Raw genomic sequence first — 25,880 nt, forward strand, 5'->3', positions numbered from 1 at the left:
ACGCTAGGGGTTCAGGTGGGCGACCTCGTCCCACCGCGGGTCGGGCGTGACCGTCATCCGGACACGCCCGTCCTGCCATCCCGCGATCAGCGGCTCCAGCGCGTGTGAGGCTGCCGGGCGGTCCGCGTACAGGTGGGTGGTCCGGGTCCCGTCGGAGGTCTCGTGGGCGACCACGATGGCCCCGTCGGCGTGCGCGGAGATGTGGTCCTCCAAGGCGTACAGGGCGGGGAACGCCTCCGCCGAGGGGAACCCGTTCTCGTCCGCGTCCGAATACGGCACCTCGAGCCGGATGTGCAGGTCGTGGCCGGGCCAGCGGGCCGGCTTGAGCGGTGTCTGCGCCATCGCGACCAGCGGCTTGCCGGAGCGCATCCCGGTCAGGTTGCGCCAGCGTTCGGTGCCGTCCTCGGGGCGCATCCCGGCGGTCAGCGCGGCCAGTTCCACCGCGGTCAGTTCCGGTCCGGGGCCGGTGGCGGTGGCGATCTCGCCGACCCAGATCTCCACGGTGTCCTCGCCGAGCACCCAGTCGAGCGCCAGGAAGGTGATCTGGCCGCGGGCGTCCTCCGGCATGGCCGGGAACGCCGGATGCCACACCCGGACGTCGACGCAGTCGCGGTCCTCGTCCACGTCGGCGGCGAACCGCAGCTCGGACAGGTCCAGTTCGTGCCCGGCGATGGACAGGCGGGCGTCGGCCAGCGCGGCGGGGTCGCCGCGGCGCGACGAGGCGTACCCGAACACGTCGTCCGGCGCCGGACCGGCCCGGCGCCAGCGTTCGGCCAGCGAGCGCAGGGCGGGGTCGCCGCCGGCGCTGACCACGAGCAGGTGCCGTGACGTGTCCCCGGCGGTGAACTCCCAGTGCAGGTCGGGGTGGACGGCCTCGACGGCGTCGCCGAGTTCCTTGACCAGGTGGTCGTCCGGCGTCCCCGCGATCAGCTTCTCGACGCGCGGCCGCGCGGTGGCCCACCACTGCCAGAAGGCGTCGATCGCCGCCGATGGGTCGTTCTTCCTCCGCCGTTTGAAGATCACCAGCGGACGGTACCGCAGAACGGCCACCTCCAATGACCGTCACTGATAGTCGCCGCAATCGCACAGACAGTCCGACCGGCCGATGGGTGGTCGCGGTTGTATAGGTCGTGACGGAGCTATGAGCCACTCCCGGAAGGGGTAGGGAATGGTCGACGTCGACCAGGCAGCGCCCGCCGACATCGTTGATCGGCTGTTGTGGCGCGACGCGCAGCAGATGCTCGGCCGCCACTCGGCGGCCCGGGACGGAAACTGCGTCTGGTGTGGATGCCGCTGGCCCTGTTCGGCCCGCCGCCTCGCCGAACGCGCCGAGATCGTGGCGCGGCGCCCGTGGCGCGAGGCATGGACCCTGCGGCACGACATCAACAGCATGCGGACGGGCTACCGGTCCGACCACGGGTACAACGACAGCAGCCGGAGGTACACCGCCTGACCCAGAGCATCGACGTCGCCGACGAGCTTCGCCGTCCCCCGGCAAAGCGACGGCATTCCGGCCCGGTCGACGTCGCCCCAGCGGTGACGCCGTGGCACCCCGCCAGTGCCGCGGTATCCCGCGCCCAGACCCGCCCTTGAACCAGATCAAGGATCGGCACGCCTCCGTCGATCCGCGTCTCCGGCCAGACGCATCGGGTTCGGGCGGGGAGGTGGGCGGGAGCACGTGACTACAGGTTCCCCCGCATTCACTCGGTCACGTGTTCCCGCCCTACCGGTTCCTCTCCGTCTCACGCGCGATCACCTGCCCGGTTCGAGCCGCTGCGCGGCCGCCGGGCCGTATTGCATGGTCGCCCTCTTCGTTGGCAAGTACCCCGCCGTACTTTCACGCGCTCGGTCGAAAAAGATCGACATGTCGGGACATCGCGCCACAAAATCATAGGCAACCGCATGTGGAGGTGGGCCATGATGCCGGACTACCGGAACGACGACGAGCGAGCCGCCTGGGCGACCGCCGAGAACCTCGTGCAGAAGGCCCGGGCCATGCTGCTGGAAGCCGAGAAGGCCATGGAACAGTGGCGGACCGGCAAGGAGATGAACAAGCAGCGCTGCGCCCGCAAGGGCATCAGCGCCAGCGACGCCGAGATCCGCTGGTCGGCGTCATCGGTCGCGAAGGCCGCGATCAGCGGCAACACCTTTCACGTGGGCCTCGCCACGATGTACTACACCGCGGCGAACGCCCATTACGCCCGGGCGCTCTATCTCCGCGAGCGGGACTGACTCATTCCCGAGAGCGGGCGGGACTGACTCATTCTCGAGAGCGAGCGGGACTGACTCACTCCTCCGAGGCGTCGTGCTCGGCGACCGGTGACGGCGGGATGCGGGGTGTGTCGGCCTGAGCCGGAGCGGCGGGGACGGTGAGGGCCAGGCCGAGGACCGCGCCCGCTCCGATCAGGCGCAGGCCGTTGACGGCCGCGGCGAGGGACACGGGACGACGTTCCTGCTTCTCCATGCGATCACTCCAAACGCGCAAGGGCCACCCACGATGACAGTCGAACCTGAGACGGCGCTGTGTAGGTGAGGCGAACCCGGGCAGAATCAAGGGGTGGAGATCACCACCGAGACCGAGCGCAAGTACGACGTCCCCGAGAACTTCGAGCTTCCGGATCTGATCGGTGCGGCCGGTATCGCCGGCGTCGACGGCGCCGAGACACACGATCTCGACGCGACGTATTTCGACACCGACGACCTGCGGTTGATGAGAAACCGCCGTACCCTGCGTCACCGCACCGGCGGCCACGACGCGGGCTGGCACCTGAAGACGCCCGGCGACGGCACCGGGCGCAAGGAACACCGGCTCGCCGGCCAGGCGGCCGAGGTGGTGCCGGACGAACTGGTCGGCCTGGTGCGCGGCATCGTGCGCCGGCGCCCGCTGCTGCCGGTCGCCCGGCTGCAGACGCACCGGGTGGAGACCCCGCTGCGCGACAGGTCGGGGCGGGTCCTCGCCCTCGTCGCCCAGGACCAGGTCCGGGCCACCGACGAGAACGGCGTCCAGACCGCCTGGCAGGAGATCGAGGTCGAGCTGGTCGACGGCGACACCGCGGTCCTCGACGCCGTGCAGAGGAAACTGGCCAAGAAGGGCGCGCGCCCGGCGTCCGGCCCGTCGAAGGTGTCCCGCGCGCTTGCCGGCCGGCTGGCCGCCGCCACCACGACGGCCACGGTCAAAGGCAAGGTCAACCCCGTTTTCCGGTACGCGCGTGAGCAGCGCGACGCCATCCTCGAGCACGACCCGGCCGCCCGTCACGGCGAGGAGACGGCCGTGCACAAGATGCGGGTCGCCACCCGGCGGCTGCGCAGCACGCTGAAGACGTACCGGAAATGGTTCCCGGCCTCGCCGGTCCGTGACGAGCTGCGCTGGCTGGCGCGGCTGCTCGGCGCGGTCCGTGACCCGCAGGTACTGGAGGCGAGGCTGCTGGCCGGCGTCGAGGAGTCCGGGCCGGAGTTCGTGCCGGTGGCGCAGCGGATCCGGGAGAGCCTCGACGGCAAGGCCGCGGCCGGCAGGGCGGAGCTGGCCGCCGCCCTGGACTCGGACCGCTACCTCGACCTGCTGGACGCGATCGACGCCCTCGTCGACCGTCCCTCCACGCCCGGCCCCGACCCGGCGAAGCGGGCCCGCAAGGTGCTCGACAAGGCCGACGGCGAGCTGAACGCGGCCCGCGAGTCCGGTGTCGACGAGCAGTTGCACGAGTCCCGGAAGACCTTCAAACAGGCCCGGTACGCGATCGAACTGATCGCCCCGGAACACGGCAAGCGGGCCGAGCGGCTGGTCGACGCGCTCACCGGTCTGCAGGACGGGCTGGGCGCACACCAGGATTCGGTGATCGCCCGCGAAACACTTCGTGAAATCGGCTCGGACAGTTTTCATTTCGGGGTTCTGTACGGCCGTCAGGAGCAAGTGGGTAAGGAGACTCTTGCGGAGGTGCCCGCTCTGGTGCGGGCGGCGCGGCGTAAGAGGGTGCGGCGGTGGCTGAAGAAGACATGAGCGAACAGGGCAGGGCGGGATACGAGGAGACCTCCACCCCGCCCTACGACGGGCCGGTCGCGGAGCTGAACGGCTACCGCGTGATGGACGACGAGGACGACGATCCGCGACTGCTGAAGGCCGACGGCAGCTCGGTCGACACGTGGCGGGAGGACTACCCGTACGACGAGCGGCTGCCCCGTCCCGACTACGACCACCACAAGCGGCTGCTGCAGATCGAACTGCTGAAGCTGCAGAACTGGTGCAAGGACACCGGCGAGCGGCTGGTGATCCTCTTCGAGGGCCGGGACGCGGCCGGCAAGGGCGGCACGATCAAGCGGTTCATGGAGCACCTGAATCCGCGCGGCGCCTCGGTGGTGGCCCTGGAGAAGCCGAACCCGCGTGAGGACTCCCAGTGGTACTACCAGCGTTACATCAAGCACCTGCCGGCCGCCGGTGAGATCGTGCTCTTCGACCGGTCCTGGTACAACCGGGCCGGCGTCGAACGGGTGATGGGTTTCTGCACCCGCCAGGAGTACCTGGAGTTCCTGCGGCAGACCCCGGAGCTGGAACGGATGCTGGTCCGTTCCGGGATCCGGCTGGTCAAGTTCTGGTTCTCGGTGACTCAGGGCGAGCAGCACACCCGGTTCGCGATCCGGCAGGTCGACCCGGTCCGCCAGTGGAAGCTCTCTCCGATGGACCTGGAGTCGCTGGACAAGTGGGGCGACTACACCGAGGCGAAGGAGGCGATGTTCTTCTACACCGACACCGCCGACGCGCCGTGGACCGTGGTGAAGAGCAACGACAAGAAGCGCGCCCGGCTGGAGGCGATGCGGCATGTGCTGCACCGTTTCGAGTACGCCGGCAAGGACCCCGAGGTGGTCGGAGTCCCCGATCCGAAGATCGTGGGCGGCGCCTCGCTCGTCGTCGAGGGAACCGAGATGTCCCCCCGCGTATTCCCGCGGCTGTAGTGATTCAAAAAGCGTTGGCGGGACCCGCTTCCGGTGGTTAACGTGGCCGTACACGTGAAGGGAGGTGGTCCGAAGTTGTATAGCAACGGGACTCGTGAGGTGGCTGTCCGCTAGCCGCTGTCCTCGACAGCTTCGAGATTGACGTCGAGACCGTGTGGCAGCGGCTAGGCGAATACCGAACAGCCACCCGACCCCAGGGGATCCGGCCTTGTCCGACCGGACCATGACCGTTCGCGGTCGTGGAAGTCCCCTGGGGTCGCTTCATGTCCGGCCTCGATTCCGGGGGAGATCATGCGGGAGCTGATCGTGCTCGGCACGGCCAGCCAGGTGCCCACCCGGCACCGCAACCACAACGGCTACCTGCTGCGCTGGGACGACGAGGTGATCCTCTTCGATCCGGGTGAGGGCACCCAGCGGCAGATGCTGATGGCCGGGCAGCCGGTCACCCCGATCCGGCGGATCTGCATCACGCACTTCCACGGCGACCACAGCCTCGGCCTGCCGGGCATCCTGCAGCGCATCTCGCTCGACAGGGTGCCGCACCCGGTGGCCGTGCACTATCCGGCCGGTGGGCAGGAGTCCTACGACCGTCTCCGGCACGCCACCAGCTACTGGGACAACGCCGAGATCGTGCCGGGGCCGGTGGGCGAGGGCTTCGTCGCGGAGACGTCCGCCGGGCGACTCACGGCGCTGCCGCTCCGGCACCCCATCGAGACGTACGGGTACCGCCTGGTCGAACCGGATTCCCGGCGGATCGTCCCCGCCCTGCTGGCCGAACACGGGATCGGCGGGCCGGCCGTCGGCGAGCTGCAGAAGACCGGGCGCCTCGGTGACGTGACCCTGGAGCAGGTGAGCGTGCCCCGCCCCGGCCAGGTCTTCGCCTTCGTGATGGACACCGGCCTGTGCGACAACGTGTACGCCCTGGCGGAGAACGCCGACATGCTCGTCATCGAGTCGACGTTCCTGGCCGCCGACGCCGACCTGGCCGCCCAGGTCGGTCACCTGACCGCCGGTCAGGCCGCCCGGGTGGCCCGCGAGTCGAACGTGCAGACCCTGGTCCTGACCCACTTCTCCCAGCGCTACCCCGACTCGTCGCAGTTCCTCGACGAGGCGCGCGCCGAGTTCGCCGGCACGATCGTCGCCGCCGAGGACCTGGCGCGGGTCCTCGTCCCGCCCCGCCGCCCGGCTACCGTCGACCGATGACCGTGCTGTTGCGCCCGGCCGACGACGCCGACATGGCCTCGATCGGCGCCCTGCACCACCGTTCCCGCGCCGACGCCTACGCCGGCCTGATCCCCGCCGAGACATTCGAGGTGTGGAGCGCGGACGGCCTCTCCCAGTGGTGGGTCGAACGCTGGACCTGGGAGAAGGACACCCACCGGATGACCGTCGCCGAGGACGGCGGCACCCTGATCGGCTTCTCTTACGTGGGCCCGAGCGAGACGGAGGGCGCGGTCGAGCTGTACGGCCTGCACGTGGCCCCGGAACGGGTCGGCACCGGCGCGGGCCGGCAGCTGATGATCGAAGCTCTGCGGCAGATGGCCGATTTCGCCCAGCCACGAGCCGTCCTCTGGGTGCTCGAGGACAACCCGGTGGCCCGGCGCTTCTACGAACGCGGAGGCTGGACCCCCGACGGCGCCACCCGCACCGAGCCGGTCAACGGCCACCCGCTGCCGCAGCTGCGGTACGCGTACCCACTCAGCAATTGATCTTTTGTTTCCGGCGGGAACGGAGATCTTTTCCGGCGCCGAAAGATCGAAAAAGAAAACCCGGCTCCGCGAGGGAACCGGGTGGTGTATGCCGCAACAATACCACGATCAGGATCGCAGCGCTGCTCAGAGCCTTGAGGTAGACGTCTTGGTCGGTATATCCGGACGGGTTCGTGGCGGCGTCGATCAGAGCCGTGCAGTACACGACCCGGTGGATCGTGGAGCCCTGCCAGTTGGTGCGAGCGGCGACGAGGGATGTCGCCAGCGCGCGTATGTCGAGCCAGCGCCACCCGGGAGTTCCGCGGCCGCAGAGTCCTCGAGCGCCGTAATAAAGGTTGTAGCCGTCCACGTAAATACCCACTCGCACGGGGAGGCCCTTAGCAATACGCCGAGTTGAATATGTGAATTTTGTGGGCGCATTTTCAAGGATCATCTCGAAGGAGTGATAGCAGGTCGCGTTGATTCACCGGGGTGCCCTGTCAGGGTGTCTTTCGGAGCGGCCGCGATGGTTAGCGTGGCGGCATGCGCATCGTGGTGATCGGCGGTAGTGGGCATATCGGCACCTTCCTCGTTCCGCGTCTGGTCCGGGCCGGCCACGAGGTGATCAGCATCAGTCGCGGGCGGCATGCCGGTTACGGCGACGACCCGGCGTGGCGGCAGGTTCGGCAGGAGACCACGGACCGGGCCGCCGAGGACCGGGACGGCGTGTTCGGCGACCGGGTGGCCGCGCTGCGACCGGATGCGGTCGTCGACCTGATCTGTTTCACCCCGGAGTCGGCGGCCGCCCTCGTGGAGCGGCTGCGCGGCGCGACCGGACACCTGCTGCACTGCGGTTCGATCTGGCGGGCCGGGCCCAGCCACCGCCTGCCGATCACCGAGGAGAACGCCGAGCCGCCGGTGGGTGGATACGGCATCGCCAAGGACGCCATCGCCCGCCTGCTGAAGGACGAGACCCGGTCGGGTGGGATGCCCACCACGACGCTGCACCCCGGCCACATCGTCGGCCCCGGCTGGCATCCGATCGGCCCGCTCGGCAACCTCGACCCCGAAGTGTGGCGCAAGCTGTCAGCGGGCGAGCCTCTGGAGATTCCGGGTTTGGGCGCCGAGTTCCTGCATCACGGCCACGCCGACGACGTGGCCCGCCTTCGAGGCCGCCGTCGAGCGCCCCGAAGCGGCGGCCGGCGAGGACTTCGCCGTGACGGCGGCGTCGGCGTTGAACGTCCGCGGCTACGCGCACACCGCGGCCGGCTGGTTCGGCCGTGAGGCGGACCTGCGGTCGGTGGCGTGGGAGCAGTTCCGCGCCGCGACGGATCCCGAGGCGGCCGAGGCGAGTTGGGAACATCTGTCCCGCAGCCATTACTTCAGCGTGGCGAAGGCGCAGGCGCTGCTCGGGTACGCACCCCGGCACACCCCGGAGCAGGCGATCCTGGAGTCCGTCCGCTGGCTCGTCGACCACGGCGAACTCACCGTCCCCACTCCGCTGAAGGCCTGACCGCTAGTGCAGGATCTGTAGGTGATGGCCCGGAGCATCAAGGTTGCTCCGGGCCATCACCTTGACCACGGGCGGGACCAGCATGCGTCCGGCCACGCTGTCGAGGGCTTCCCAAGTGTCAACCGAGGCCGCCCTGACACCAAGCTCCCACAGGTACCGTTGGGTAGTCAATGGCTAGTCGTAGGTGGTCTACTCGGAAGTGTCAACCGAGGGGATGCCGTGCCGCCGCGTTACCGATATGAAGAGATCGCCGACGACCTGCAGAAGCGGATCACCGCCGGTGAGTTCCCGCCCGGAGCCAAGCTGCCGAGTCGCCGCGAGCTGATCGCCCACTACGAGGTCACGGAGCCGGTCATCGACCGCGCGATGCAGATCCTGCGGGTCAAGGAGATCATCGAAACGCTTCCGGGCGTAGGCGTCTTCGTCCGCGGCTGAACAGCCGGCCGCGCTCATCGCTGGCGCCTTTGCTGGATGGCGGTCGGGCCGATGCCGCAACCAGCGGATGCGGCGAGGGTCATCGTTTTCCCGGGAAGCCTGTGTGGGAGGCCGGTTCGATGCCGTCGAACGATCGACGGTGACGATAATGGGCGGAATGCTGGAGGAGTTGCGGAGCAGGGTCGAGCGGTGCCGGGCCGTCGCGGCGGAGTCGGAGCTGCCGGTGGAGATCGGGTCACCGGTCGCGTTGCCGGCGGCGCCCGCGGAGGCGCCGACGGCAGCTGTGGCGGTGTTCCGGCTGTTCGAGTGGGTGGAGGGGCCGCTGTTCCGGTTCGACTGTCCGGACGAGTTGCGGTCGGCCGAGGCGTGGCGGGACCTGCCCGACCTCGACACGTTGCGGCCCATGCCGATCGTTCTCGGCTGGGAGATGTGGTCGTGGCGGTCCACCGTCGAGGGGCGTCTCGGGGTGTGCGGCGGTGAGCAGATCGCCCTCGACCCGGTCGAGGGCGACGTCTACTACGTCGACGACTGGGCGTGGTTCCAGCGCAACATCGAGTGGGAGGCCGTCGCCGACGTGTACCACCCGATCGCGCCGGACGCGGTCACCTTCTTCACCGAGTGGGTGTTCGGCCCGCGTTATCCGGAGCTGGTGTCCCTCGTGCTCGGCCCCGGTCTCCTGGAGCAGCGCATCGGCAAGGGCCGGCACAAGGGCGAACTCAGCGACGCCTGGCTGCGGCTGCTCCAGCGTGCGGAGCTCGTCCAGGACCCGCTGCCGGTCATCCCGGAGGACCCGGTTCCGCTCGTCTCCGGCGACCGGGACCGCCCCGACTGAGACGAGGACGGACGGGATCATCGGTTGAACAGCCGACTGTGCTTATTGCTGGCGCAGCTCACTCTGCCACTGGGCGAACCGCCGGCGCATGTGCTGGACGGCCGGTCGGGCCGGTGCCGTACGCCGCGAAGGCGGCATCGCTGATCTGGCCGATTGCTCCCAGCACGTCCGCGAAGGTCGCACGGTCGAAGCCGGGATCAGCGCTCTCCGCCAGGCGGATGAGATTCTCGGCGGAGTAGCGTCCGCTGGTGAGTACGGCGTCGATGTCGAGGAAGTCGCGAGCGACCGCACGGCCGTACAGCGCTGCCATCTTGTTGCCGACCGCGTCGTCCGGATGCAGGACCGGCCCGATGCTCATGATGACCGGCGGATGGGCGCGCCAGTCGGCGGCCAGCTCGACCTTCTGGGGTTCCGTGTCATGTTCGTCGGCCCGGGTCACCAGGAGCCGAGCGAAGGTTTCAGCTCGGGCGTCGATCTCCACCTGGAAGCCGTTGTCGGCCAGGGCCTGGATGACGAGATCCGCGACGGCGGGGAAGTCTGCTCGGCGCTGCCAGTCGGTGAACAGGTCGACGTCGCCGCTCGGCCGGTCGCCCATGCCGTGTTCCCGAACGGCATAGCCGCCGGCGAGCGCCAGGCCGTAGCCGGTTCCCGCAGCCCGTAGGGCGATCTCAGCCAGCTCTCGATGCCGTGGATCCACGCCCGTGAAGGTTACGCGGCGGCCGTCTCGGAATCGGGCCGTTGGAGAGTCGGGAATCGGTCTTCCCACGCCTTGCGGATGGCTGGCGGCAGCCACAGGGCGGGCCACAGCCGAGTGAGGACCGTCCGGTTGAGGAACGTGTGCAGATCGTCCGGCTTGGTGGCCTCGATCAGGACGGTGCGATACAGATCGACGATGCGGCCGGCCGCCTCCAGGTCGTAGTCGGCCGACCCCGACCAGTCCAGGTGCCGTGGCAGGGTGACCACACCGGTGGTCGGTCCGTTCAGCAGCGTGAGGTCGTCGGCGACGACGACGGGTTTGGCGTATCGGCGCATGACGGTCCCCTTCCTCAGACTCCATCGTTGCACGGTCTATTCCTCGCCGAGGGCCTTGGTGATGGTCTCGGCGAAGGTGGTGGCCTCCTCGTCGGAGGCGTACTTCGTGCGGGGCCAGAAGAAGCCTCGCAGGCCGTCGCCCTTGGTGCGCGGGACCACGTGGGTGTGCAGGTGCGGCACCGACTGGGAGACGATGTTGTTCATGGCGACGAAGGTGCCGGTGCAGCCCAGCGCCGCCGGTACCGCCGCGGCAATTCGCTGGACAAAACCGAAATATCCTGGCAAATCGGCGACTGGTAACTCGGTGAGTTCGACGATGTGCGGACGTGGCACCACCAGCACATGACCCTTGAAGACCGGCCTCGTGTCGAGGAAAGCCACACCGGCGGGGGTGGATGCCACCAGGAAAGCCGGGATCGATCCCGCCACGATGCCGCAGAACACACAGTCGGCCATCCCGTGAGACTAGCCTTGCCAACCATGACGGCTAATGCTTACGGGTTCGACACCCTCGCCATCCACGCCGGCCAGGAGCCGGATCCGCGGACCGGCGCGGTGGTGCCGCCCATCTACCAGACGAGCACCTATGCCCAGGACGCCGTCGGCGCCCCTCGCCTGGGCTACGAGTACAGCCGGTCCGGCAACCCCACCCGCGACGCGCTTCAGGAGTGCCTGGCCGCGATCGAGGGCGGCCGGCGTGGGCTGGCCTTCGCGTCCGGCCTGTCGGCCGAGGACACCCTTCTGCGTACGGTCTGCCGCCCCGGCGATCACGTGGTCATCCCGAACGACGCGTACGGCGGCACCTTCCGTCTCTTCTCCAAGGTCGCGGAGCGGTGGGGCCTGGACTGGACGGCCGCCCCGCTGGACGACCTGGACGCCGTGCGGGCCGCGTTCCGTCCCGGGCACACCCGGCTGATCTGGGCCGAGACGCCCACCAACCCGCTGCTGAACATCGCCGACATCGCGGCGCTGGCCGAGCTGGCCCACGAGTACGACGCGCTGCTGGCCGTGGACAACACGTTCGCCTCGCCGTACCTGCAGCAGCCGATCGCGTTCGGCGCCGACGTGGTGATCCACTCGACGACGAAGTACATCGGTGGTCACTCGGACGTGGTGGGTGGCGCGCTGATCACCGCGGACACCGGGCTCGGCGACGAACTGGCCTTCCACCAGAACGCGATGGGCGGGGTGAACGGGCCGTTCGACGCGTGGCTCACGCTGCGGGGCGTGAAGACTCTGGGCGTACGCATGGAGCGGCACTGTGACAACGCCGAGCGCATCGTCGCCTTCCTGAGTGAGCACCCGGCGGTCGCCGAGGTCCTCTACCCGGGCCTGGAGAGCCACCGCGGTCACGAGGTCGCGGCCAAGCAGATGAGCCGGTTCGGCGGCATGGTGTCGTTCCGGGCGGCCGGCGGCCAGGAGCAGGCCATCGCGGTCTGCAACCGGGCGAAGCTGTTCGTTCTCGCCGAGTCGCTCGGTGGTGTGGAGTCGCTGATCGAGCACCCGGGACAGATGACACATCTGTCGGCTGCGGGCTCGGCGCTTGAAGTTCCCGCCGATCTCGTGCGACTGTCTGTCGGCATCGAAACCGTTGACGATCTGCTCGCTGATCTGGAGCAGGCGCTCGGATAACCCGACCGACGCTGGAGAATCTGCGCGATGACGACGACCTGGGTGGGAGCCACCGCCAAGCAGATCGCCCGTGCGGTGCGCCGCGGTGATGCGAGCGCCACCCAGGTCGTGGCCGATCACCTCGAACAGATCGCCATCTCCGATCCGGCCCTGGGCGCGTTCCGGGTGGTCCGGGGCGGGGAGGCGATCACCGAGGCGGAGAAGGTCGACGACCAGGAGGATCTGGCCAATCTGCCGCTGGCCGGGGTGCCGGTGGCGGTGAAGGAGAACACGGCCGTCGCCGGACTGCAGACGTGGCACGGTTCGGCCGCCGCGCGTACCCCGGAGGTCGCGGAGGAGGACCACGAAGTGGTCCGCAGGCTGCGCGGAGCCGGCGCCGTGGTGGTCGGTGTGACCCGGATGCCGGAGATGGGCCTCTGGGCGCTCACCGACGACGACACCGGCCCGGCCCGCAACCCGTGGGACCTCGATCGCACGCCGGGCGGCTCGTCCGGTGGTTCGGCCGCCGCGGTCGCCGCGGGGCTGGTGCCGATCGCGCAGGGCAACGACGGTCTCGGCTCGATCCGGATCCCGGCTGCCTGCTGCGGCGTGGTCGGTCTCAAGCCGGGCCGCGGCGTGGTGCCGGTGGACTTCGGCGACAAGGACTGGTTCGGCCTGGTGGAGAACGGCGTGCTGACCACCACGGTGGCCGACGCCGCGCTCGGGTTCAGCGTGCTGGCCGGCCGCGAGCCGGTGAAACTGACCGAACCGGCCCGGCTGCGGGTGGGGGTGTCGCTGCGCTCGCCGGCCGCCGGTGTCAAGCCGGACGAGCCGAACACCTCGGCGGTCGCCACGGCCGCCCGGCTGCTCGTCGACGCCGGGCACGACACGGTGACCGCCGACCCGACGTACCCCGCCGGGGTGGCCCTGGGCGTGCTTGCCACCTGGTTCGCCGGGGCCTACGTCAACTCGGAGGGCCTGGACGTGCAGCGGCTGCAGCCGCGGACCCGGCGGCACATCACGCTGGGCCGGGCCGCGATGAAGGCCGGCCTGGTCCGGCAGAAGCAGCGGGAGGCGTGGCGGGAGCGGTCCATCCGGTTCTTCGCCGACCGGTCGATCGACCTGCTGCTCACCCCGGCGCTGGCCAGCACCCCGCCGCCGGCCGAGCGGTTCTCCGGTCAACCGTGGCGGCGCAACATGCTGGTGAACGCCGCCTACGCGCCGTACGCCGCGCCGTGGAATTACGCGGGCCTGCCCGCGATCGTGGTGCCGGTCGGATTCCGGCCCGACGGTCTGCCGCTCGCGATCCAGATGATCGGCCCGCCCGACTCGGAGTTGCTGCTGCTCTCGGTGGCCGGTCAGCTCGAGGTCCTCAACCCGTGGCAGCGGCACGCCCTGGTGTGATCATCGGCATGTGAGCCGGTCACCCGAACGGGTGGCACGATAGGTGTCCATGACCCCCGCTACACCGCTCGACCTGCTCACCCTCGCAGACGTCGAATCCGCCCGTTCCCTGCTCGACGGGGTCGCCAAGACCACCCCGCTGATCACGTCCCGGCCGCTGACCGAGATCACCGGTGTGCCGGTCTGGCTCAAGTGTGAGAACCAGCAGCGGGCCGGCTCGTACAAGGTGCGGGGGGCGTACACCCGCATCTCCCGGCTGTCCGACCAGGAACGCGAACGTGGGGTGGTCGCCGCCAGCGCCGGCAACCACGCCCAGGGTGTGGCGCTCGCGGCGGGCCTGCTCGGCACCCGGGCGACGGTGTTCATGCCGGAGGGCGCGCCGCTGCCCAAGGTTTCCGCCACCAAGGGGTACGGGGCCGCGGTCGAATACGCCGGCACCAGCGTGGACGACGCTCTCGAGGCGGCGCACGAGTTCGCCCGGGAGACCGGCGCGATCCTGATCCACCCGTTCGACCACCCGGACGTGATCGCCGGGCAGGGCACGGTCGCGCTGGAGATCCTGGAGCAGTGCCCGGAGGCGACCACGATCGTGACCGCGGTCGGCGGCGGCGGGCTGATCTCCGGGTTGGCGGTGGCGGCGAAGGCGTTGCGGCCGGACATCCGGATCGTCGGGGTGCAGGCGAGCGGTGCTGCCGCGTACCCGCCTTCGCTGGCTGCCGGCGCGCCCCGCAAGCTGGCCTCCTGCGCCACGATCGCGGACGGCATCGCGGTGATGCGCCCCGGCGACCTCACGTTCGCGCACGTGGCGAAACTGGTCGACGAGGTGGTCACGGTCTCCGACGAGGACCTGTCGGCGGCGCTGCTGATCCTGCTCGAACGGCACAAGATGGTGGTCGAGCCGGCCGGTGCGGCCGCGGTGGCCGCGCTGATGACCGGCGCCTACGCCCCGCCGGAGGGCGGACCGGCGGTGGCGATCCTGTCCGGCGGCAACATCGACCCGATGCTGCTGCTGCGGGTGATCGAACACGGTCTGGCCTCGGCCGGGCGGTTCCTGCGGCTCGCGGTCCGCTGCACGGACCGGCCGGGTCAGCTGGCCCGGCTGCTGGGGGAGATCGCCACGCAGCGGGCGAACATCGTCGACGTGTCGCACTCGCGGCAGAGCCCGCGGCTCAGTTTCGGCGAGGTGGAGGTGGCGCTCTCGGTGGAGACCCGCGGTCCGGCCCACTCGTCCGCACTGATCAGTGCGTTGCGCGACGCCGGTTACCGGGTGGCCCTGCTGGCCGACGCGACGCCCTGATCCCGTCCCGGAACCGGGTTGCCGGCCCGGCCGGACATCCAGGATGATCATCCGCCGTGCCTGAAGATGATCTTTGTCCACGTTGTTCGACCGCGACCGTCAGCGAGCGGTCCGCCGAACCCTGGTGCCCGTCGTGCGAAGAAGGCCTGGACCGGTTCGGTGACCACGGGCGGCACCTGGGCTGGGTGTGGACCGACCGTCTGCTCTACCGGGCGGCGTACCGGCTGACCGCCCGGCAGTTCACCGCGATGGCCGGGCGCCCGGCGTCCGCCTCGCCGGTGTCCGCGGCCCGGATCGTCACGGTCGGCGTGTCGGTGCTGCTGCTCGCCGGGGTCCTGGCCATGGCCGGTGCCGGCCTGTGGCTGCTCCTGTACGACTTCTTCAGCCCGGTCAACCTGATCGGCGCGCTGCTGCTGGTGACCGCGGTCGTACTGCGCCCGCGGCTGGGGCGGCTCTCCGCGCTGACCGCGGACGCCTGGGAGGTCGACCGGGACGGCGCGCCGGAACTGTTCACCGTGATCGAGCGGGTCAGTGCCGTGGTCGGGGTTCCGATGCCGGACGTGGTGCTGGTGGGGGCGGAGCAGAACGCGTACACGACGACGGTCGGTCTGCGGCGGCGCCGGGTGCTCTGTCTGGGCGCACCGCTCTGGGCGGTGCTCGACCCGCAGGAACGGGTCGCGTTGCTCGGCCACGAGCTGGGGCACTTCGTGAACGGCGACGTCCGGCGGGGTCTGCTCACCCAGGCGGCCACCACCACCCTGGGCCGCGTGGCGTACCTGCTGAGCCCGGAGCGCGGCGTCACCCTCCTCGAGCAGATCGTGGAGCTGATCTGCTGGATGTTGTCCCGGCTGGTGATGGGCGTGCACCTGGTGCTGGTCGCCACCAGTCAGCGTGACTCGCAGCGGGCCGAATACCTCGCCGACGAACTCGGGGTGCGGGCCGGCGGAAGCGCGGCGGCCGTACGCCTCAACGACCACTTCCTGATCATGGACGCGATCGACACGGTGATCCGGCGGGAGGCCCGGGCGCAGCACGGCGCACCGGAGTGGCGGGCGGCGTCGGACATCGCCCGGGCCAACCTGGTGCCGCGTGTGCCGGCGATGCGGCAGCTCAGCCGCCGGGTCGAGGCGTCGTTCTTCGCATCGCACCCGCCGACCGGGTTGCGGGCCGCTCTCATCGAGACGCGACCCGCACAGCCGGCCGGGGTGGAACTGAGCGGGCCGGAATCGGCCCGCATCGACGGGGAACTCACGGCGATCTACGAGAAGGCGCGCCGCGAGCTGGCCGTCAGCCCGTGAGTCAGCCCTCGAAGGCGCCGAACTTCACGACGGTGACCTTGATGTCGGAGCCGCTCGGGGCGGTGTAGGTGACCGTCTGGCCGGGGCGTGCGCCGAGGATCGCCTGGCCCAGCGCCGACTCGGGGCTGTAGACGGTGAGATCGGTCGTCGACGAGATCTCCCGCGAACCGAGGAGGAACGTCTCGGTGTCGCTCTGGTCGTCGTCGAAGTAGATCGTGACCACGGAGCCCGGGGTGACCGAGTCGGCGACCTGGGCCTCGCCGACCTCGGAGTTGCGCAGGAACTCCTTCAAGTAGAGGATCCGGCCCTCCTGGCGGCTCTGCTCCTCGCGGGCGGCGTGGTAGCCGCCGTTCTCGCGGAGGTCACCCTCCTCGCGCCGGGCGTTGATCTCCGCAGCTATCGCCGGCCGGTTCGCGATCAACTCGTCGAGCTCGGCCTGCAGCCGGTCGTGAGCGTCCTGGGAGAGCCAGGTCTTCGGCGCCTCGGAACTGGGCACGGTCGATCTCCTTGCTGGAACTGGGCAGTGTCTTGGCCTGCTAGCTGAGTGGTGGCCTAGCAGTGTCTTGGCCTTGCCGGAATCCGGCATGCTCAACGCAGCGAATCACCAAGCTTACCAGCGGTATGCATGCCGCCGGGATCGCCAGATCCTGCCCCATCCGGAACGCGAAACCGGCCGTTTGACGTTTTCGCAGGTCGGAGCGGCCGTGTCAGGCGGTGGCGCGGCAGCCCATCACGTCACCGACCGAGCCGCGCTCCTTGGTGGGGATGGATTCACTCACCTCGACGCTTCCGCCGCCCGCCGGCGCCGGAATCCGCACCGACCGGCGACCCACCTCGAACCCGTCGTAGTCGCGGGCGCGCAGCATGCAGGTGGCGGTGCCGCCCTCGGGCACCTGGACCCGGAACTGGATCACCAACTCGGTGTCGGACGGCTCGTTCCACCCGATGATGTCGGCGGTGTAGTCGGTCTGACCGAACTTGTCGTAGTACTGCATGGTGATGCCGATCAGGCCCGCACCGAACAGGACCGCAGCGGTGATCGGCAGCCATCGGCGCGGCCTGCCGTCGCGGCGCCGGCCGTATCGTCCGGGCGGGAAGACCGCGGTTGTGGCGTGCGTCTCGCTCACCTTGCGACCTCTCGTGCGTTTGTTGTCGGTGGGATCGGCCAGAATGGCAGAGTCCATCTTCGCAGCCGATCCCGGCCCGCCGACGGCAGGCCTGGTCGAGAGGGTAGTTAACGTGGCCGAGCAGTTGCGCCTCATGACCGTGCACGCGCACCCCGACGACGAGTCGAGCAAGGGTGCCGCCACGATGGCGAAATACATCGCCGAGGGGACGAGCGTGCTCGTCGCCACCTGCACGGGTGGTGAGCGCGGCAGCGTGCTCAACCCCAAGATGGACCGGCCCGAGGTGCTGGCCGACATCACCAACATCCGCCGTGCCGAGATGGACAAGGCCCGCGAGATCCTCGGCGTGGACCAGGCCTGGCTCGGGTTCGTCGACTCCGGCCTGCCCGAGGGCGACCCGCTGCCGCCGCTGCCCGAGGGGTGTTTCGGCCTGCAGGACCCGCAGGAGGCGGCCAAGCCGCTGATCAAGCTGATCCGCGAGTTCCGGCCGCACGTCATGACCACCTATGACGAGAACGGCGGATACCCGCACCCGGACCACATCATGTGCCACAAGATCTCGGTGGTGGCGTTCGACGCGGCCGGCGACCCGGAGCTCTACCCGGAGCTGGGGGAGCCGTGGCAGCCGCTGAAGCTGTACTACAACTCCGGCTGGACCCGGGCGCGGATGCTCGCGCTGCACGAGGGCATGCTGGCCGCCGGCCTCGAGTCGCCGTACGCGGAGTGGCTGGAGAAGTGGTCGGACCGCCAGGACCGCGGCGACAAGATCACCACGCGGGTGGAGTGCGGGGAGTACTTCGGGATCCGCGACGACGCGCTGCGGGCGCACGCGACCCAGGTCGACCCGGACGGCTTCTGGTTCCACATCCCGCTGGAGATGCAGCAGAAGGTGTGGCCCACCGAGGACTTCGAGCTGGCGCGTTCCCTCGTCGACAGCCCGGTCCCGGAGTCCGACCTGTTCGCGGGCATCCGGGAACGGGTCGGCGCCGCCTGAGCAGTACCCTGGGCGCGTGGACATCTTCGCGGTCAACAACTTCGGTGACACCCGGTCGGGCGGCCTGGCCGGTCCGATGGGACTCTTCGTCATCCTCCTGATGTGCATCGGGACCGTGCTGTTGATCCGCAACATGAACAAGCGCTTGCGTCGGCTTCCCGACAGTTTCCCGACTCAGGCTGAGCAGGACCGTGTGGCGGAGATCGCGCGTCGCGACGCCGATCCCGCCACCGCCGGCCTCCCCGAGGGCGCCGACGTCGAGGCGAATCGATCCCCGGCGGGCGCGTCCGCCGAGGATGCCGAGGTCGCAGCGGTGCCCCAGCAGAAGAAGGACGCTGCCGCCGGCGACGCCGCAGACCGCGCCTGAGCGATGCGGAACCGGCCGGGCATCGACCGGTTCCGGCCCGCGGGCGCGAAGCATCCCGTCCGGGGTCCGTCAAGCCCTGTTGCGTTCATCGCGATTGATTTAGCCTTCCGCCCGGGGGCCGCTCGGTTCCTGGACCCTGCGCGGAAGGGGGCGCCGACATGCACACTGTCCGGCGCCGACTCTCCGTGACGAGGATGCACGTGCATCCTCCCGTGCGCCCTGCTGCCGGGGCCCTGTCGTGACCGCACCCGTGCGTGCCGCGCCGGTCCGTCTCCTGACCGCCGCCGTGGTCCTCGCCGCACTGACGACCGTGGTGCTCGGCGCCCTGCAGCCGATCGGACACTCGGCCGTGCGCCCCCTCGCCACGCTCGACGGCATCTCGGTGGCCGTCGTCCTCGCCGCCATCGCCCAACTGGCCGGCCTGCGGTTCCGGCTCGGCCCGGACGCGGTCTCGGTGAGCTGGGCGGAGGCCGCCGTGGTGGTCGGCTTCGTGGTCGCCCCGCCCGGCTGGCTCCCCGGCGCCACCCTGGTCGGCGCCGGCGTCGCCTGGCTGCTGCTCGCCTGGTTCACCGGCATCCGCAACGTCGCCGAGATCGTCCACCTGGTCGCCTCGATGACCCTCGGCGCCGCCGGCGCAGCCCTGGTCACCACCCTGCTCGCCGGCGACGCCCCGATCCAGAGCGCCCGCCTGCCGCTCGCCCTGGTGGCCGGCGCCGCGGTCTACCTGCTCATCACGTTCGGCCTGGTGGTGCTCACCCTGGTGCTGCACCGCGACGCCGAACCGGCACAGATCGCCGCCCGGGTGCTCTACGCGAAACTGCCGATGTCGGTCGGCAACGTGCTGGTCGGCCTCTGCGCCGTCTTCGCGCTCTCCCGGCAGCCGCTCTGGCTCCTCGCGTTCGGCCCGGCCCTGTGGCTGCTGCACCGCACCTACCGCTTCCACCTGCGCGCCGCCGAGGAACGCCGGATGTGGGAGGCGTTCGCCACGGCCACCGCCCGGCTGCCCGGCACCAGCGAGGCCGAGGTGGCACACGCCGGACTCCGCGGCGCCCTGGACGTCTTCGGCGCCCGCCGCGCCGAACTGGAGGTGCGGCTCGAGGGCGGCCACCGCCGGTACGCCCAGGACGGCCCCGGCCTGGAGGACACCCTCGCCGCCCGCTCCGGACCGGCGATCACGCGCAGCATGGCGGTCGCCGGCCGGCCGGTCGGTGAGCTGACCGTGTGGCTCGGCGAACCCAACCTGCCGGTCCCGCAGGACGAGGCGGCGATCACGGCGTACGGCGAGGCACTCGCCGGAGCGCTGCACGACGCGGCGGCCCACCAGCGCATCGAGGAACTGGACACCCGCGCGGCGTGGTACCGGATCCGTGACCCGCTCACCGGGCTGCTCAACCGGGGCGCGTTCGGCACCGAGGGCGACCCGCTGCTGGACTCCCTCGAACGTGACCGGCAGGTCGCCGTGCTGCTGCTCGACGTGGTCGACTTCCGCGAGGTCAACAGCACCCTCGGGCACCGCGGCGGCGACGAGGTGCTCCGGCTGGTCGGCCGGCGGCTCACCGACCTGAGCCGCGTCGGCGAACTGCTCGCCCGCACCGGCGACGACGAGTTCGCGCTGCTGCTGCCGACCATCACCGCCGTCGCCGACGCGGGCCGCCCGCAGAGCAGCGCCGGTCAACTGCCGGCCGCCCTGCGCCGGGCCCGCGAACTGGTCGAACAGTTGCGTCTGCCGATGGAGGTGGCCGGGGTGCGCCTGGCCGTCGAGGTCACCGTGGGCGTGGTGGTGGCCCGGGCCGGCCAGGTCGAGGCGGGCGAACTGCTACGCCGGGCGTCGCTGGCCGTCGGCAAGGCCAAAGAGCTGGGCCTCACCGTCGGGACGTACGACAGCGGCCAGGACGCGAGCAGCACCGACCAGCTGGCCCTGCTCGCCGAGCTGCAGGACGCGTTCGCCGCCGACGACCAGATCGTGCTGCACCTGCAGCCCGCGGTGGACCTGGTGACCGCCGCGCCGACCGGGGTGGAGGCGCTGGTCCGCTGGCGGCACCCGCGGCGCGGGCAGCTGTCCCCGGGCGACTTCCTGCCGGCCGTGGAGCGCAGCGAACTGCTCATCCCGTTCACCCGCCGCGTGCTCGACCTGGCACTCTCCTCGGCCGCGGACTGGGCGGCCAGCGGCATCGACGTCCCGGTCTCGGTCAACGTCTCGGCCCGCAGCCTCACCGACCCGACCTTCCCGGTGCAGGTGGCCGAGGCGCTGCGCCGGCACCGGACCCCGGCGTCCCGGCTGGTCCTGGAGATCACCGAGTCGGTGGCGGTCAGCGAACAGGAGATCGTCGACGAGGTGCTGGCCCGCCTGCGCGCCCTGGACGTGCAGATCTCCCTGGACGACTTCGGCACCGGCTTCTCGTCGCTCTCCTCGGTCACCCGGATGCCGTTCGACGAGATCAAAATCGACCGCTCCTTCGTCGACGAGATGATCGACTCGGCGGCGGCCGGCGCGGTGGTCCGCGGCGCGGTCGAGCTGGGCGCCCGCCTCGGCGTACGCGTGGTGGCCGAAGGCATCGAGACGGTCGAGCAACGGGCCGCGCTGATCGCGCTCGGCTGCCCGACCGCCCAGGGCTACCACTTCTGCAAGCCGATGCCCGCCGACAAGATCGTGCAGGCGCTCTCCCAGCTGGCCGAAGCGGCACCGGCCCCGGTGACCCGCCTGCGCGCCGACGACGCCTCCTGACCTATTCACAGGAGATGTCCAGGCCGGAGCCGGTCCCGGTTCAGGTAGCCCGGGAACAGTGGTCCGGACACCGCGCAGGGCGGTTCGGCCGCCGGTGCGCTTCCCCGGGGCCGTCACGGGAGGAGTGGACCGCTGGATCTCACCGGTTGGGCCGTCGGCCTGATGGACAGCCTCGGCGGTGTCGGCGCCGCCCTGATCATCGGCCTCGACAACCTGTTCCCGCCGATCCCCAGCGAGCTGGTGCTCCCCCTGGCCGGGTTCGCCGCCAGCCGGGGCGTGTTCAGCCTGCCCGAGGCGCTGTTCTGGACCACACTGGGCTCGGTCGTCGGCGCGATCATCGTGTACTGGGCGGGAGCCCTCCTCGGCCGCGACCGCGCCCGCGCGCTGATCGCCCGCCTGCCCCTGGTGCAGGTGACCGACTTCGATCGTTGTGAGGCGTGGTTCGCCAAGCACGGCGCCAAGGCGGTCTTCTTCGGCCGGATGGTGCCGCTGTTCCGCAGCTTCATCTCGTTCCCGGCCGGCGTCGAGCGGATGAGTTTCGGACTGTTCCTGCTGCTCACCACCGCGGGCAGCCTGATCTGGAACACCCTCTTCGTGACCGCCGGCTACCAGCTGGGAGCGAACTGGCACGTCGTCGAGGATTATGCCGGCGTCTTCCAGAAGGTCGTGATCGTCGGCGTGGTGATCGCTATCGGTCTCTTCGTCTATCAGCGGGTGCGCAGCCGCTCCCGGCCGCCGGTCGACCCGGATGCCACCGTGCTGCTGCCGGTGATCGAGGACCGCCGGCGCTGATCCGGGCCGTGTCCCGGGCGTTGTGTCAGAGTGGGCGGTATGGCCAACCGTCTTGCCGATGCCACCTCGCCCTATCTGCAGCAGCACCGGGACAACCCGGTGGACTGGTGGCAGTGGTCGCCCGAGGCGTTCGAGGAGGCCCGGCGGCGGGACGTGCCGGTGATCATCTCGGTGGGCTACGCCGCCTGCCACTGGTGTCATGTGATGGCGCACGAGTCGTTCGAGGACGCGACGGTCGCCGGGCTGATGAACGACGGGTTCGTGGCGATCAAGGTGGATCGTGAGGAACGGCCGGACGTGGACGCCGTCTACATGACCGCGACGCAGGCGATGACCGGGCAGGGCGGCTGGCCGATGACGGTCTTCGCCACGCCGGACGGGGAGCCGTTCTTCTGCGGGACGTACTACTCCCGGGAGCGGTTCACCGCCCTGCTCGGCTCGGTCTCGACCGCCTGGCGTGACCAGCGGGAGGCGGTCGTCCAGCAGGGCGCGGCGGTGGTCCAGGCGGTCGGCGGCGCCCAGCTGGTCGGCGGGCCGACCGCGCCGATCTCGGCGGAACTGCTCACGGCCGCGGCGCAGGGCCTCTTCAAGGACCAGGATCCGATGTACGGGGGATTCGGCGGCGCCCCGAAGTTCCCGCCGCACATGAGTCTGCTGTTCCTGCTCCGGCACCACGAGCGCACCGGGTCTCCGGAGGCGCTGGAGACGGTCCGGCACGCGGCCGAGCAGATGGCCCGGGGCGGCATCTACGACCAGCTGGCCGGCGGGTTCGCCCGGTACGCGGTGGACAACACCTGGACCGTGCCGCATTTCGAGAAGATGCTCTACGACAATGCTCTGCTGCTGCGTGTCTACACCCAGCTGTGGCGGCTGACCGGGGACGACCTGGCCCGGCGGGTCGCCGGCGAGACGGCCGCGTTCCTGCTGCGGGACCTGGGCACCGCGGAGGGTGGGCTGGCGTCGGCGCTGGACGCGGACACCGACGGGGTGGAGGGGCTGACCTACGCGTGGACGCCCGCCGAACTGGTGGAGCACCTCGGCGACGAGGACGGCGCGTGGGCGGCCGACCTGTTCCGGGTCACCGCGAAGGGCACGTTCGAGGACGGCAGGAGTGTCCTGGTGCTGGCCCGCGACATCGACGCCGCCGACCCGGCGCTGATCGCCCGCTGGCAGGACGTCCGGTCCCGGCTGCTGGCCGCCCGGTCCGCCCGCCCGCAGCCGGCCCGCGACGACAAGGTGGTCGCCTCCTGGAACGGCCTGGCCGTCACCGCCCTCGCCGAACACGGGGTGCTGACCGGCACCGCGGCCTCCCGGGACGCCGCCGTGGCGCTGGCCGGGGTGCTCGCCGACCGGCATCTGGTGGACGGCCGGCTGCGCCGGGTGTCCCGGGACGGTGTGGTGGGGGAACCGGCCGGGGTGCTCGACGACCACGGGTGCGTGGCCGAGGGGTTCCTCGCCGTGCACCAGATCACCGGTGATCCGCGCTGGCTCGGGCTCGCGAAGCAGCTGCTGGATGTGGCGCTGGCGCACTTCGGCACCGGCGAGGGCGGCTTCTACGACACCGCCGACGACGCGGAGAAGCTGCTGACCCGCCCGGCCGACCCGACCGACAACGCCACCCCGTCGGGGGCGTCGTCGATCGGTGCGGCGCTGGTGGGCTACGCGGCGCTGACCGGGGAGACGGCCTACCGGGAGGCGGCCGACGCGACCCTGGCCACCCTGGGGCCGCTGATCGGCGGGCATCCGCGGTTCGCGGGCTACTCCGCGGCGGTCGCCGAGGCGGCGCTGAGTGGGCCGCTGGAGATCGCGGTCGCGACGGACGACCCGGCGGATCCGCTGGTGGCGGCCGCGTTCCGGTACGCCCCGGCCGGCACGGTGATCGTCGCGGGCGCGCCGGGCGCGGACGGCGTGCCGCTGCTCGCGAACCGTCCCCTGATCGGGGGAGCCGCGACCGCCTACGTGTGTCGTGGGTTCGTCTGCGAACGACCCGTCACCACGGAAGATGATCTGCGCGGACACGTCGCCCCGGCACACCGGCGGTAGCGCCCGGAGGGCGGGGACGGGTCGGCTGCTTCTGGGGAGTGGTGGCTCGTACCCCCGCAGAATGATCTTGGGTCGCGGAGCGTGGCTCGGCCGCCGGGGTCGAATCCCGCGGAGAGTAGGCTGTTCGGGCGATGGATACCCGAACCGGTCTGCCTGTAGTCGGCATGGTGGGGGGCGGGCAACTGGCCCGGATGACCCACCAGGCCGCCATTTCCCTCGGCCAGTCACTGCGTGTGCTCAGTGAGCGACCCGACGACAGTGCCGCGCTTGTCGCGTCGGACGTGCCGATCGGCACGCACACCGATCTGGCCGCGCTGCGTGAGTTCGCCAAGGGCTGCGACGCCGTCACCTTCGACCACGAGCATGTGCCGACCAAGCACATCGAGGCGCTCGAGGACGAGGGCGTCAAGATCTTCCCGGGGTCGAAGGCCCTGGTCTTCGCCCAGGACAAGGGCATGATGCGGGAACGCCTGGCGGCTCTCGGCGCCCCGGTCCCGCGCTGGGCCCGGGTCGGCACCGCCGACGACATCGAGGCCTTCGCGGCCGGGTCGTGGCCGGTGGTGGCCAAGGCGACCCGCGGCGGCTACGACGGTCGCGGCGTCTGGATCGTCGGCTCCCGCGAGGCCGCCGACGACCTGGTCTCGACCGGTGTGCCGCTGATCGTCGAGGACAAGGTCCCGCTCAAGCGTGAGCTGGCCGCCCTGGTGGCGCGTTCCCCGTTCGGGCAGGTCGCGGCCTACCCGGTGGTGGAGACCGTGCAGCGCGACGGCATCTGCGTCGAGGTGCTCGCCCCGGCGCCCGGCCTGAGCGAGCAGCGTGCGCTCGAGGCGCAGCAACTCGCCATCGACCTGGCCACCGAACTCGGCGTGGTCGGCCTGCTCGCCGTGGAACTGTTCGAGACCGACGAGGGCATCGTGGTCAACGAGCTGGCCATGCGCCCGCACAACTCCGGTCACTGGACCATCGAGGGTGCCCGGACCTCCCAGTTCGAGCAGCACCTGCGGGCCGTCCTGGACTACCCGATGGGCTCGACCGCTCTGACCGCGCCGGTGGTCGTGATGGCCAACGTGCTCGGCGGCGAGCCCGGCGGCATCAGCGTCGACGAGCGCCTGCACCACCTCTTCGCCGAGGTGCCGGACGCGCGGGTGCACCTCTACGGCAAGCAGGTCCGCCCCGGTCGCAAGATCGGCCACGTGACCGTGCTCGGCGACGATCTGGCCACGGTGCGGGCACGGGCCGCCCGGGCCGCCAAGTGGCTCCAGGAAGGTGTGTAGATGTCTCCGCAGGTCGGCATCATCATGGGCAGCGACTCCGACTGGCCCACCATGGAGGCCGCCGCGATCGCCCTCGCCGAGTTCGACGTGCCCTTCGAGGTCGGCGTCGTCTCCGCCCACCGCACGGTCCGCAAGATGGTCGACTACGCCGAAGCCGCGGCCGGCCGCGGCATCAAGGTGATCATCGCGGGTGCGGGCGGTGCGGCCCACCTGCCCGGCATGGTGGCGTCGCTGACCCCGCTGCCGGTGGTCGGCGTGCCGGTCCCGCTGAAACACCTCGACGGCATGGACTCCCTGCTGTCCATCGTGCAGATGCCGGCCGGCATCCCGGTGGCGACGGTGTCGATCGGCGGCGCGCGCAACGCGGGCCTGCTGGCGGTCCGGATCCTCGGCGCTGCCGACCCGGTGATCCGCCGGCGGATGGCGGACTTCCAGGTCGGCCTGGAGAAGATGGTCGAGGAGAAGGACGCCGCCCTCCGCGACCGCCTTCTCGGCTGATCTCTT

At 70.7% G+C, this 25,880-nt stretch carries 28 protein-coding genes and 1 pseudogene; 21 read left to right on the forward strand and 8 right to left on the reverse strand.

The features are described 5' to 3' along the window. Positions 1–3: 3 nt before the first annotated feature. Entirely contained in the window at positions 4–1,023 is a 1,020-nt protein-coding gene (locus QSK32_RS07300) for a DUF695 domain-containing protein (RefSeq protein ID WP_157411429.1), read from the reverse strand. A 145-nt stretch (positions 1,024–1,168) separates the two neighbouring features. Here QSK32_RS07300 and QSK32_RS07305 point away from each other — a divergent pair, with 145 nt between their 5' ends. Both QSK32_RS07305 and QSK32_RS07310 read left to right on the forward strand, forming a co-directional pair. Then, positions 1,169–1,453, forward strand: a complete 285-nt coding sequence (locus tag QSK32_RS07305) for a hypothetical protein (RefSeq protein WP_045746528.1) — start codon at positions 1,169–1,171, stop codon at positions 1,451–1,453. A 467-nt stretch (positions 1,454–1,920) separates the two neighbouring features. After that, positions 1,921–2,232 (forward strand): hypothetical protein, encoded by a 312-nt coding sequence (locus QSK32_RS07310; RefSeq protein WP_045746558.1) that lies wholly within the window; start codon positions 1,921–1,923, stop codon positions 2,230–2,232. A gap of 55 nt (positions 2,233–2,287) precedes the next feature. Here QSK32_RS07310 and QSK32_RS07315 read toward each other — a convergent pair whose 3' ends face one another. Beyond that, entirely contained in the window at positions 2,288–2,464 is a 177-nt protein-coding gene (locus QSK32_RS07315; RefSeq protein ID WP_169792529.1) for a hypothetical protein, read from the reverse strand. A 93-nt stretch (positions 2,465–2,557) separates the two neighbouring features. Here QSK32_RS07315 and QSK32_RS07320 point away from each other — a divergent pair, with 93 nt between their 5' ends. The 4 genes from QSK32_RS07320 (at position 2,558) to QSK32_RS07335 (ending at position 6,653) form a co-directional block, all read left to right on the forward strand. Next, entirely contained in the window at positions 2,558–3,994 is a 1,437-nt protein-coding gene (locus QSK32_RS07320; RefSeq protein ID WP_285471493.1) for a CYTH and CHAD domain-containing protein, read from the forward strand. Further along, the gene (gene ppk2 / locus QSK32_RS07325; RefSeq protein WP_425394683.1) at positions 3,976–4,944 is read left to right on the forward strand and encodes a polyphosphate kinase 2; all 969 of its coding nucleotides are present in this window, start codon (positions 3,976–3,978) and stop codon (positions 4,942–4,944) included. The genes QSK32_RS07320 and ppk2 overlap by 19 nt, the downstream gene beginning before the upstream one ends. Positions 4,945–5,235: 291 nt before the next feature. Further along, a complete protein-coding gene (locus QSK32_RS07330) occupies positions 5,236–6,147 on the forward strand; it encodes a ribonuclease Z (protein WP_285471494.1) in 912 nt (303 codons plus the stop codon). Then, a complete protein-coding gene (locus QSK32_RS07335) occupies positions 6,144–6,653 on the forward strand; it encodes a GNAT family N-acetyltransferase (RefSeq protein WP_285471495.1) in 510 nt (169 codons plus the stop codon). Before QSK32_RS07330 ends, QSK32_RS07335 begins: the two co-directional genes overlap by 4 nt. Here the strand turns inward: QSK32_RS07335 and QSK32_RS07340 are convergent. Continuing rightward, positions 6,643–7,002, reverse strand: coding sequence for a PIN domain-containing protein (locus QSK32_RS07340; RefSeq protein ID WP_285471496.1), 360 nt, complete (start codon positions 7,000–7,002; stop codon positions 6,643–6,645). The two genes, QSK32_RS07335 and QSK32_RS07340, sit on opposite strands and share 11 nt — an antisense overlap. 173 nt (positions 7,003–7,175) lie before the next feature. Between QSK32_RS07340 and QSK32_RS07345 the strand changes: the two genes are divergently transcribed. From QSK32_RS07345 to QSK32_RS07360, 4 genes are all read left to right on the forward strand, one after another. Further along, the gene (locus QSK32_RS07345) at positions 7,176–7,916 is read left to right on the forward strand and encodes an NAD-dependent epimerase/dehydratase family protein (protein WP_285471497.1); all 741 of its coding nucleotides are present in this window, start codon (positions 7,176–7,178) and stop codon (positions 7,914–7,916) included. Further along, positions 7,849–8,145 carry a hypothetical protein gene (locus QSK32_RS07350; RefSeq protein WP_245674225.1) on the forward strand — a complete coding sequence of 99 codons (297 nt, stop codon included), beginning with the start codon at positions 7,849–7,851 and terminating at the stop codon, positions 8,143–8,145. Before QSK32_RS07345 ends, QSK32_RS07350 begins: the two co-directional genes overlap by 68 nt. A 219-nt stretch (positions 8,146–8,364) precedes the next feature. Then, positions 8,365–8,580 (forward strand): winged helix-turn-helix domain-containing protein, encoded by a 216-nt coding sequence (locus QSK32_RS07355; RefSeq protein ID WP_045746534.1) that lies wholly within the window; start codon positions 8,365–8,367, stop codon positions 8,578–8,580. Between the two features lie 148 nt (positions 8,581–8,728). Beyond that, on the forward strand, positions 8,729–9,412 hold the full coding sequence (locus QSK32_RS07360) for a hypothetical protein (protein WP_157411430.1): 684 nt from the start codon (positions 8,729–8,731) through the stop codon (positions 9,410–9,412). Between the two features lie 42 nt (positions 9,413–9,454). On the opposite strand, the pseudogene QSK32_RS07365 reads toward QSK32_RS07360, so the two are convergent. The 3 genes and pseudogenes from QSK32_RS07365 to QSK32_RS07375 all read right to left on the reverse strand — a co-directional run bounded on the left by QSK32_RS07365 (position 9,455) and on the right by QSK32_RS07375 (position 10,900). Next, a pseudogene (locus QSK32_RS07365) lies at positions 9,455–10,109 on the reverse strand (nucleotidyl transferase AbiEii/AbiGii toxin family protein). 11 nt (positions 10,110–10,120) lie between these two features. Next, positions 10,121–10,444, reverse strand: coding sequence for a hypothetical protein (locus QSK32_RS07370; RefSeq protein WP_045746537.1), 324 nt, complete (start codon positions 10,442–10,444; stop codon positions 10,121–10,123). Between the two features lie 36 nt (positions 10,445–10,480). After that, positions 10,481–10,900 carry an HIT family protein gene (locus QSK32_RS07375; RefSeq protein WP_285471499.1) on the reverse strand — a complete coding sequence of 140 codons (420 nt, stop codon included), beginning with the start codon at positions 10,898–10,900 and terminating at the stop codon, positions 10,481–10,483. A 24-nt stretch (positions 10,901–10,924) separates the two neighbouring features. Here QSK32_RS07375 and QSK32_RS07380 point away from each other — a divergent pair, with 24 nt between their 5' ends. The 4 genes from QSK32_RS07380 to QSK32_RS07395 are packed head-to-tail and all read left to right on the forward strand — an operon-like array spanning position 10,925 to position 16,054. Next, the gene (locus QSK32_RS07380) at positions 10,925–12,076 is read left to right on the forward strand and encodes a cystathionine gamma-synthase (RefSeq protein WP_045746539.1); all 1,152 of its coding nucleotides are present in this window, start codon (positions 10,925–10,927) and stop codon (positions 12,074–12,076) included. A 27-nt stretch (positions 12,077–12,103) separates the two neighbouring features. Next, on the forward strand, positions 12,104–13,459 hold the full coding sequence (locus tag QSK32_RS07385) for an amidase (RefSeq protein WP_285471500.1): 1,356 nt from the start codon (positions 12,104–12,106) through the stop codon (positions 13,457–13,459). A 49-nt stretch (positions 13,460–13,508) separates the two neighbouring features. Continuing rightward, a complete protein-coding gene (ilvA, locus tag QSK32_RS07390; RefSeq protein ID WP_045746541.1) occupies positions 13,509–14,756 on the forward strand; it encodes a threonine ammonia-lyase in 1,248 nt (415 codons plus the stop codon). Positions 14,757–14,812: 56 nt separating this feature from the next. Continuing rightward, positions 14,813–16,054, forward strand: a complete 1,242-nt coding sequence (locus QSK32_RS07395) for a M48 family metallopeptidase (RefSeq protein ID WP_285471501.1) — start codon at positions 14,813–14,815, stop codon at positions 16,052–16,054. Between the two features lies 1 nt (position 16,055). On the opposite strand, the gene greA is transcribed toward QSK32_RS07395, so the two are convergent. Both greA and QSK32_RS07405 read right to left on the reverse strand, forming a co-directional pair. Continuing rightward, positions 16,056–16,550 carry a transcription elongation factor GreA gene (gene greA / locus QSK32_RS07400; RefSeq protein ID WP_045746543.1) on the reverse strand — a complete coding sequence of 165 codons (495 nt, stop codon included), beginning with the start codon at positions 16,548–16,550 and terminating at the stop codon, positions 16,056–16,058. Between the two features lie 211 nt (positions 16,551–16,761). Then, entirely contained in the window at positions 16,762–17,181 is a 420-nt protein-coding gene (locus QSK32_RS07405; RefSeq protein ID WP_045746560.1) for a DUF4307 domain-containing protein, read from the reverse strand. Between the two features lie 112 nt (positions 17,182–17,293). Here QSK32_RS07405 and mca point away from each other — a divergent pair, with 112 nt between their 5' ends. From mca to purE, 7 genes are all read left to right on the forward strand, one after another. Further along, positions 17,294–18,175, forward strand: a complete 882-nt coding sequence (gene mca, locus QSK32_RS07410) for a mycothiol conjugate amidase Mca (RefSeq protein WP_045746544.1) — start codon at positions 17,294–17,296, stop codon at positions 18,173–18,175. Positions 18,176–18,191: 16 nt separating this feature from the next. Continuing rightward, positions 18,192–18,542, forward strand: coding sequence for a hypothetical protein (locus QSK32_RS07415; protein WP_502872512.1), 351 nt, complete (start codon positions 18,192–18,194; stop codon positions 18,540–18,542). Positions 18,543–18,780: 238 nt separating this feature from the next. Further along, positions 18,781–21,267, forward strand: coding sequence for a putative bifunctional diguanylate cyclase/phosphodiesterase (locus tag QSK32_RS07420; protein WP_285471502.1), 2,487 nt, complete (start codon positions 18,781–18,783; stop codon positions 21,265–21,267). A gap of 162 nt (positions 21,268–21,429) precedes the next feature. Continuing rightward, the gene (locus QSK32_RS07425) at positions 21,430–22,059 is read left to right on the forward strand and encodes a DedA family protein (protein ID WP_502872513.1); all 630 of its coding nucleotides are present in this window, start codon (positions 21,430–21,432) and stop codon (positions 22,057–22,059) included. 39 nt (positions 22,060–22,098) lie between these two features. Next, positions 22,099–24,102, forward strand: a complete 2,004-nt coding sequence (locus QSK32_RS07430; RefSeq protein ID WP_045746561.1) for a thioredoxin domain-containing protein — start codon at positions 22,099–22,101, stop codon at positions 24,100–24,102. 131 nt (positions 24,103–24,233) lie between these two features. Then, positions 24,234–25,376: a 5-(carboxyamino)imidazole ribonucleotide synthase gene (locus QSK32_RS07435; protein WP_285471503.1), complete on the forward strand. Its 1,143-nt coding sequence runs from the start codon at positions 24,234–24,236 to the stop codon at positions 25,374–25,376. Beyond that, a complete protein-coding gene (gene purE, locus QSK32_RS07440; RefSeq protein ID WP_045746549.1) occupies positions 25,377–25,874 on the forward strand; it encodes a 5-(carboxyamino)imidazole ribonucleotide mutase in 498 nt (165 codons plus the stop codon). The last annotated feature ends 6 nt before the right edge of the window (positions 25,875–25,880 follow it).

The organism is Actinoplanes sp. NBRC 101535 (assembly GCF_030269225.1).
Taxonomy (GTDB): Bacteria; Actinomycetota; Actinomycetes; order Mycobacteriales; family Micromonosporaceae; genus Actinoplanes; species Actinoplanes rectilineatus.

Coding starts and splice junctions, on each gene's coding strand:
- QSK32_RS07345 (WP_285471497.1), top strand. CDS start 7,176: ATGCGCATCGTGGTGATCGGCGGTAGTGGGCATATCGGCACCTTCCTC.
- ilvA (WP_045746541.1), top strand. CDS start 13,509: ATGACCCCCGCTACACCGCTCGACCTGCTCACCCTCGCAGACGTCGAA.
- QSK32_RS07375 (WP_285471499.1), bottom strand. CDS start 10,900: ATGGCCGACTGTGTGTTCTGCGGCATCGTGGCGGGATCGATCCCGGCT.
- QSK32_RS07370 (WP_045746537.1), bottom strand. CDS start 10,444: ATGCGCCGATACGCCAAACCCGTCGTCGTCGCCGACGACCTCACGCTG.
- QSK32_RS07435 (WP_285471503.1), top strand. CDS start 24,234: ATGGATACCCGAACCGGTCTGCCTGTAGTCGGCATGGTGGGGGGCGGG.
- QSK32_RS07425 (WP_502872513.1), top strand. CDS start 21,430: ATGGACAGCCTCGGCGGTGTCGGCGCCGCCCTGATCATCGGCCTCGAC.
- purE (WP_045746549.1), top strand. CDS start 25,377: ATGTCTCCGCAGGTCGGCATCATCATGGGCAGCGACTCCGACTGGCCC.
- QSK32_RS07430 (WP_045746561.1), top strand. CDS start 22,099: ATGGCCAACCGTCTTGCCGATGCCACCTCGCCCTATCTGCAGCAGCAC.
- QSK32_RS07315 (WP_169792529.1), bottom strand. CDS start 2,464: ATGGAGAAGCAGGAACGTCGTCCCGTGTCCCTCGCCGCGGCCGTCAAC.
- QSK32_RS07305 (WP_045746528.1), top strand. CDS start 1,169: ATGGTCGACGTCGACCAGGCAGCGCCCGCCGACATCGTTGATCGGCTG.
- QSK32_RS07380 (WP_045746539.1), top strand. CDS start 10,925: ATGACGGCTAATGCTTACGGGTTCGACACCCTCGCCATCCACGCCGGC.
- QSK32_RS07385 (WP_285471500.1), top strand. CDS start 12,104: ATGACGACGACCTGGGTGGGAGCCACCGCCAAGCAGATCGCCCGTGCG.
- QSK32_RS07310 (WP_045746558.1), top strand. CDS start 1,921: ATGCCGGACTACCGGAACGACGACGAGCGAGCCGCCTGGGCGACCGCC.
- QSK32_RS07335 (WP_285471495.1), top strand. CDS start 6,144: ATGACCGTGCTGTTGCGCCCGGCCGACGACGCCGACATGGCCTCGATC.
- QSK32_RS07330 (WP_285471494.1), top strand. CDS start 5,236: ATGCGGGAGCTGATCGTGCTCGGCACGGCCAGCCAGGTGCCCACCCGG.
- QSK32_RS07360 (WP_157411430.1), top strand. CDS start 8,729: ATGGGCGGAATGCTGGAGGAGTTGCGGAGCAGGGTCGAGCGGTGCCGG.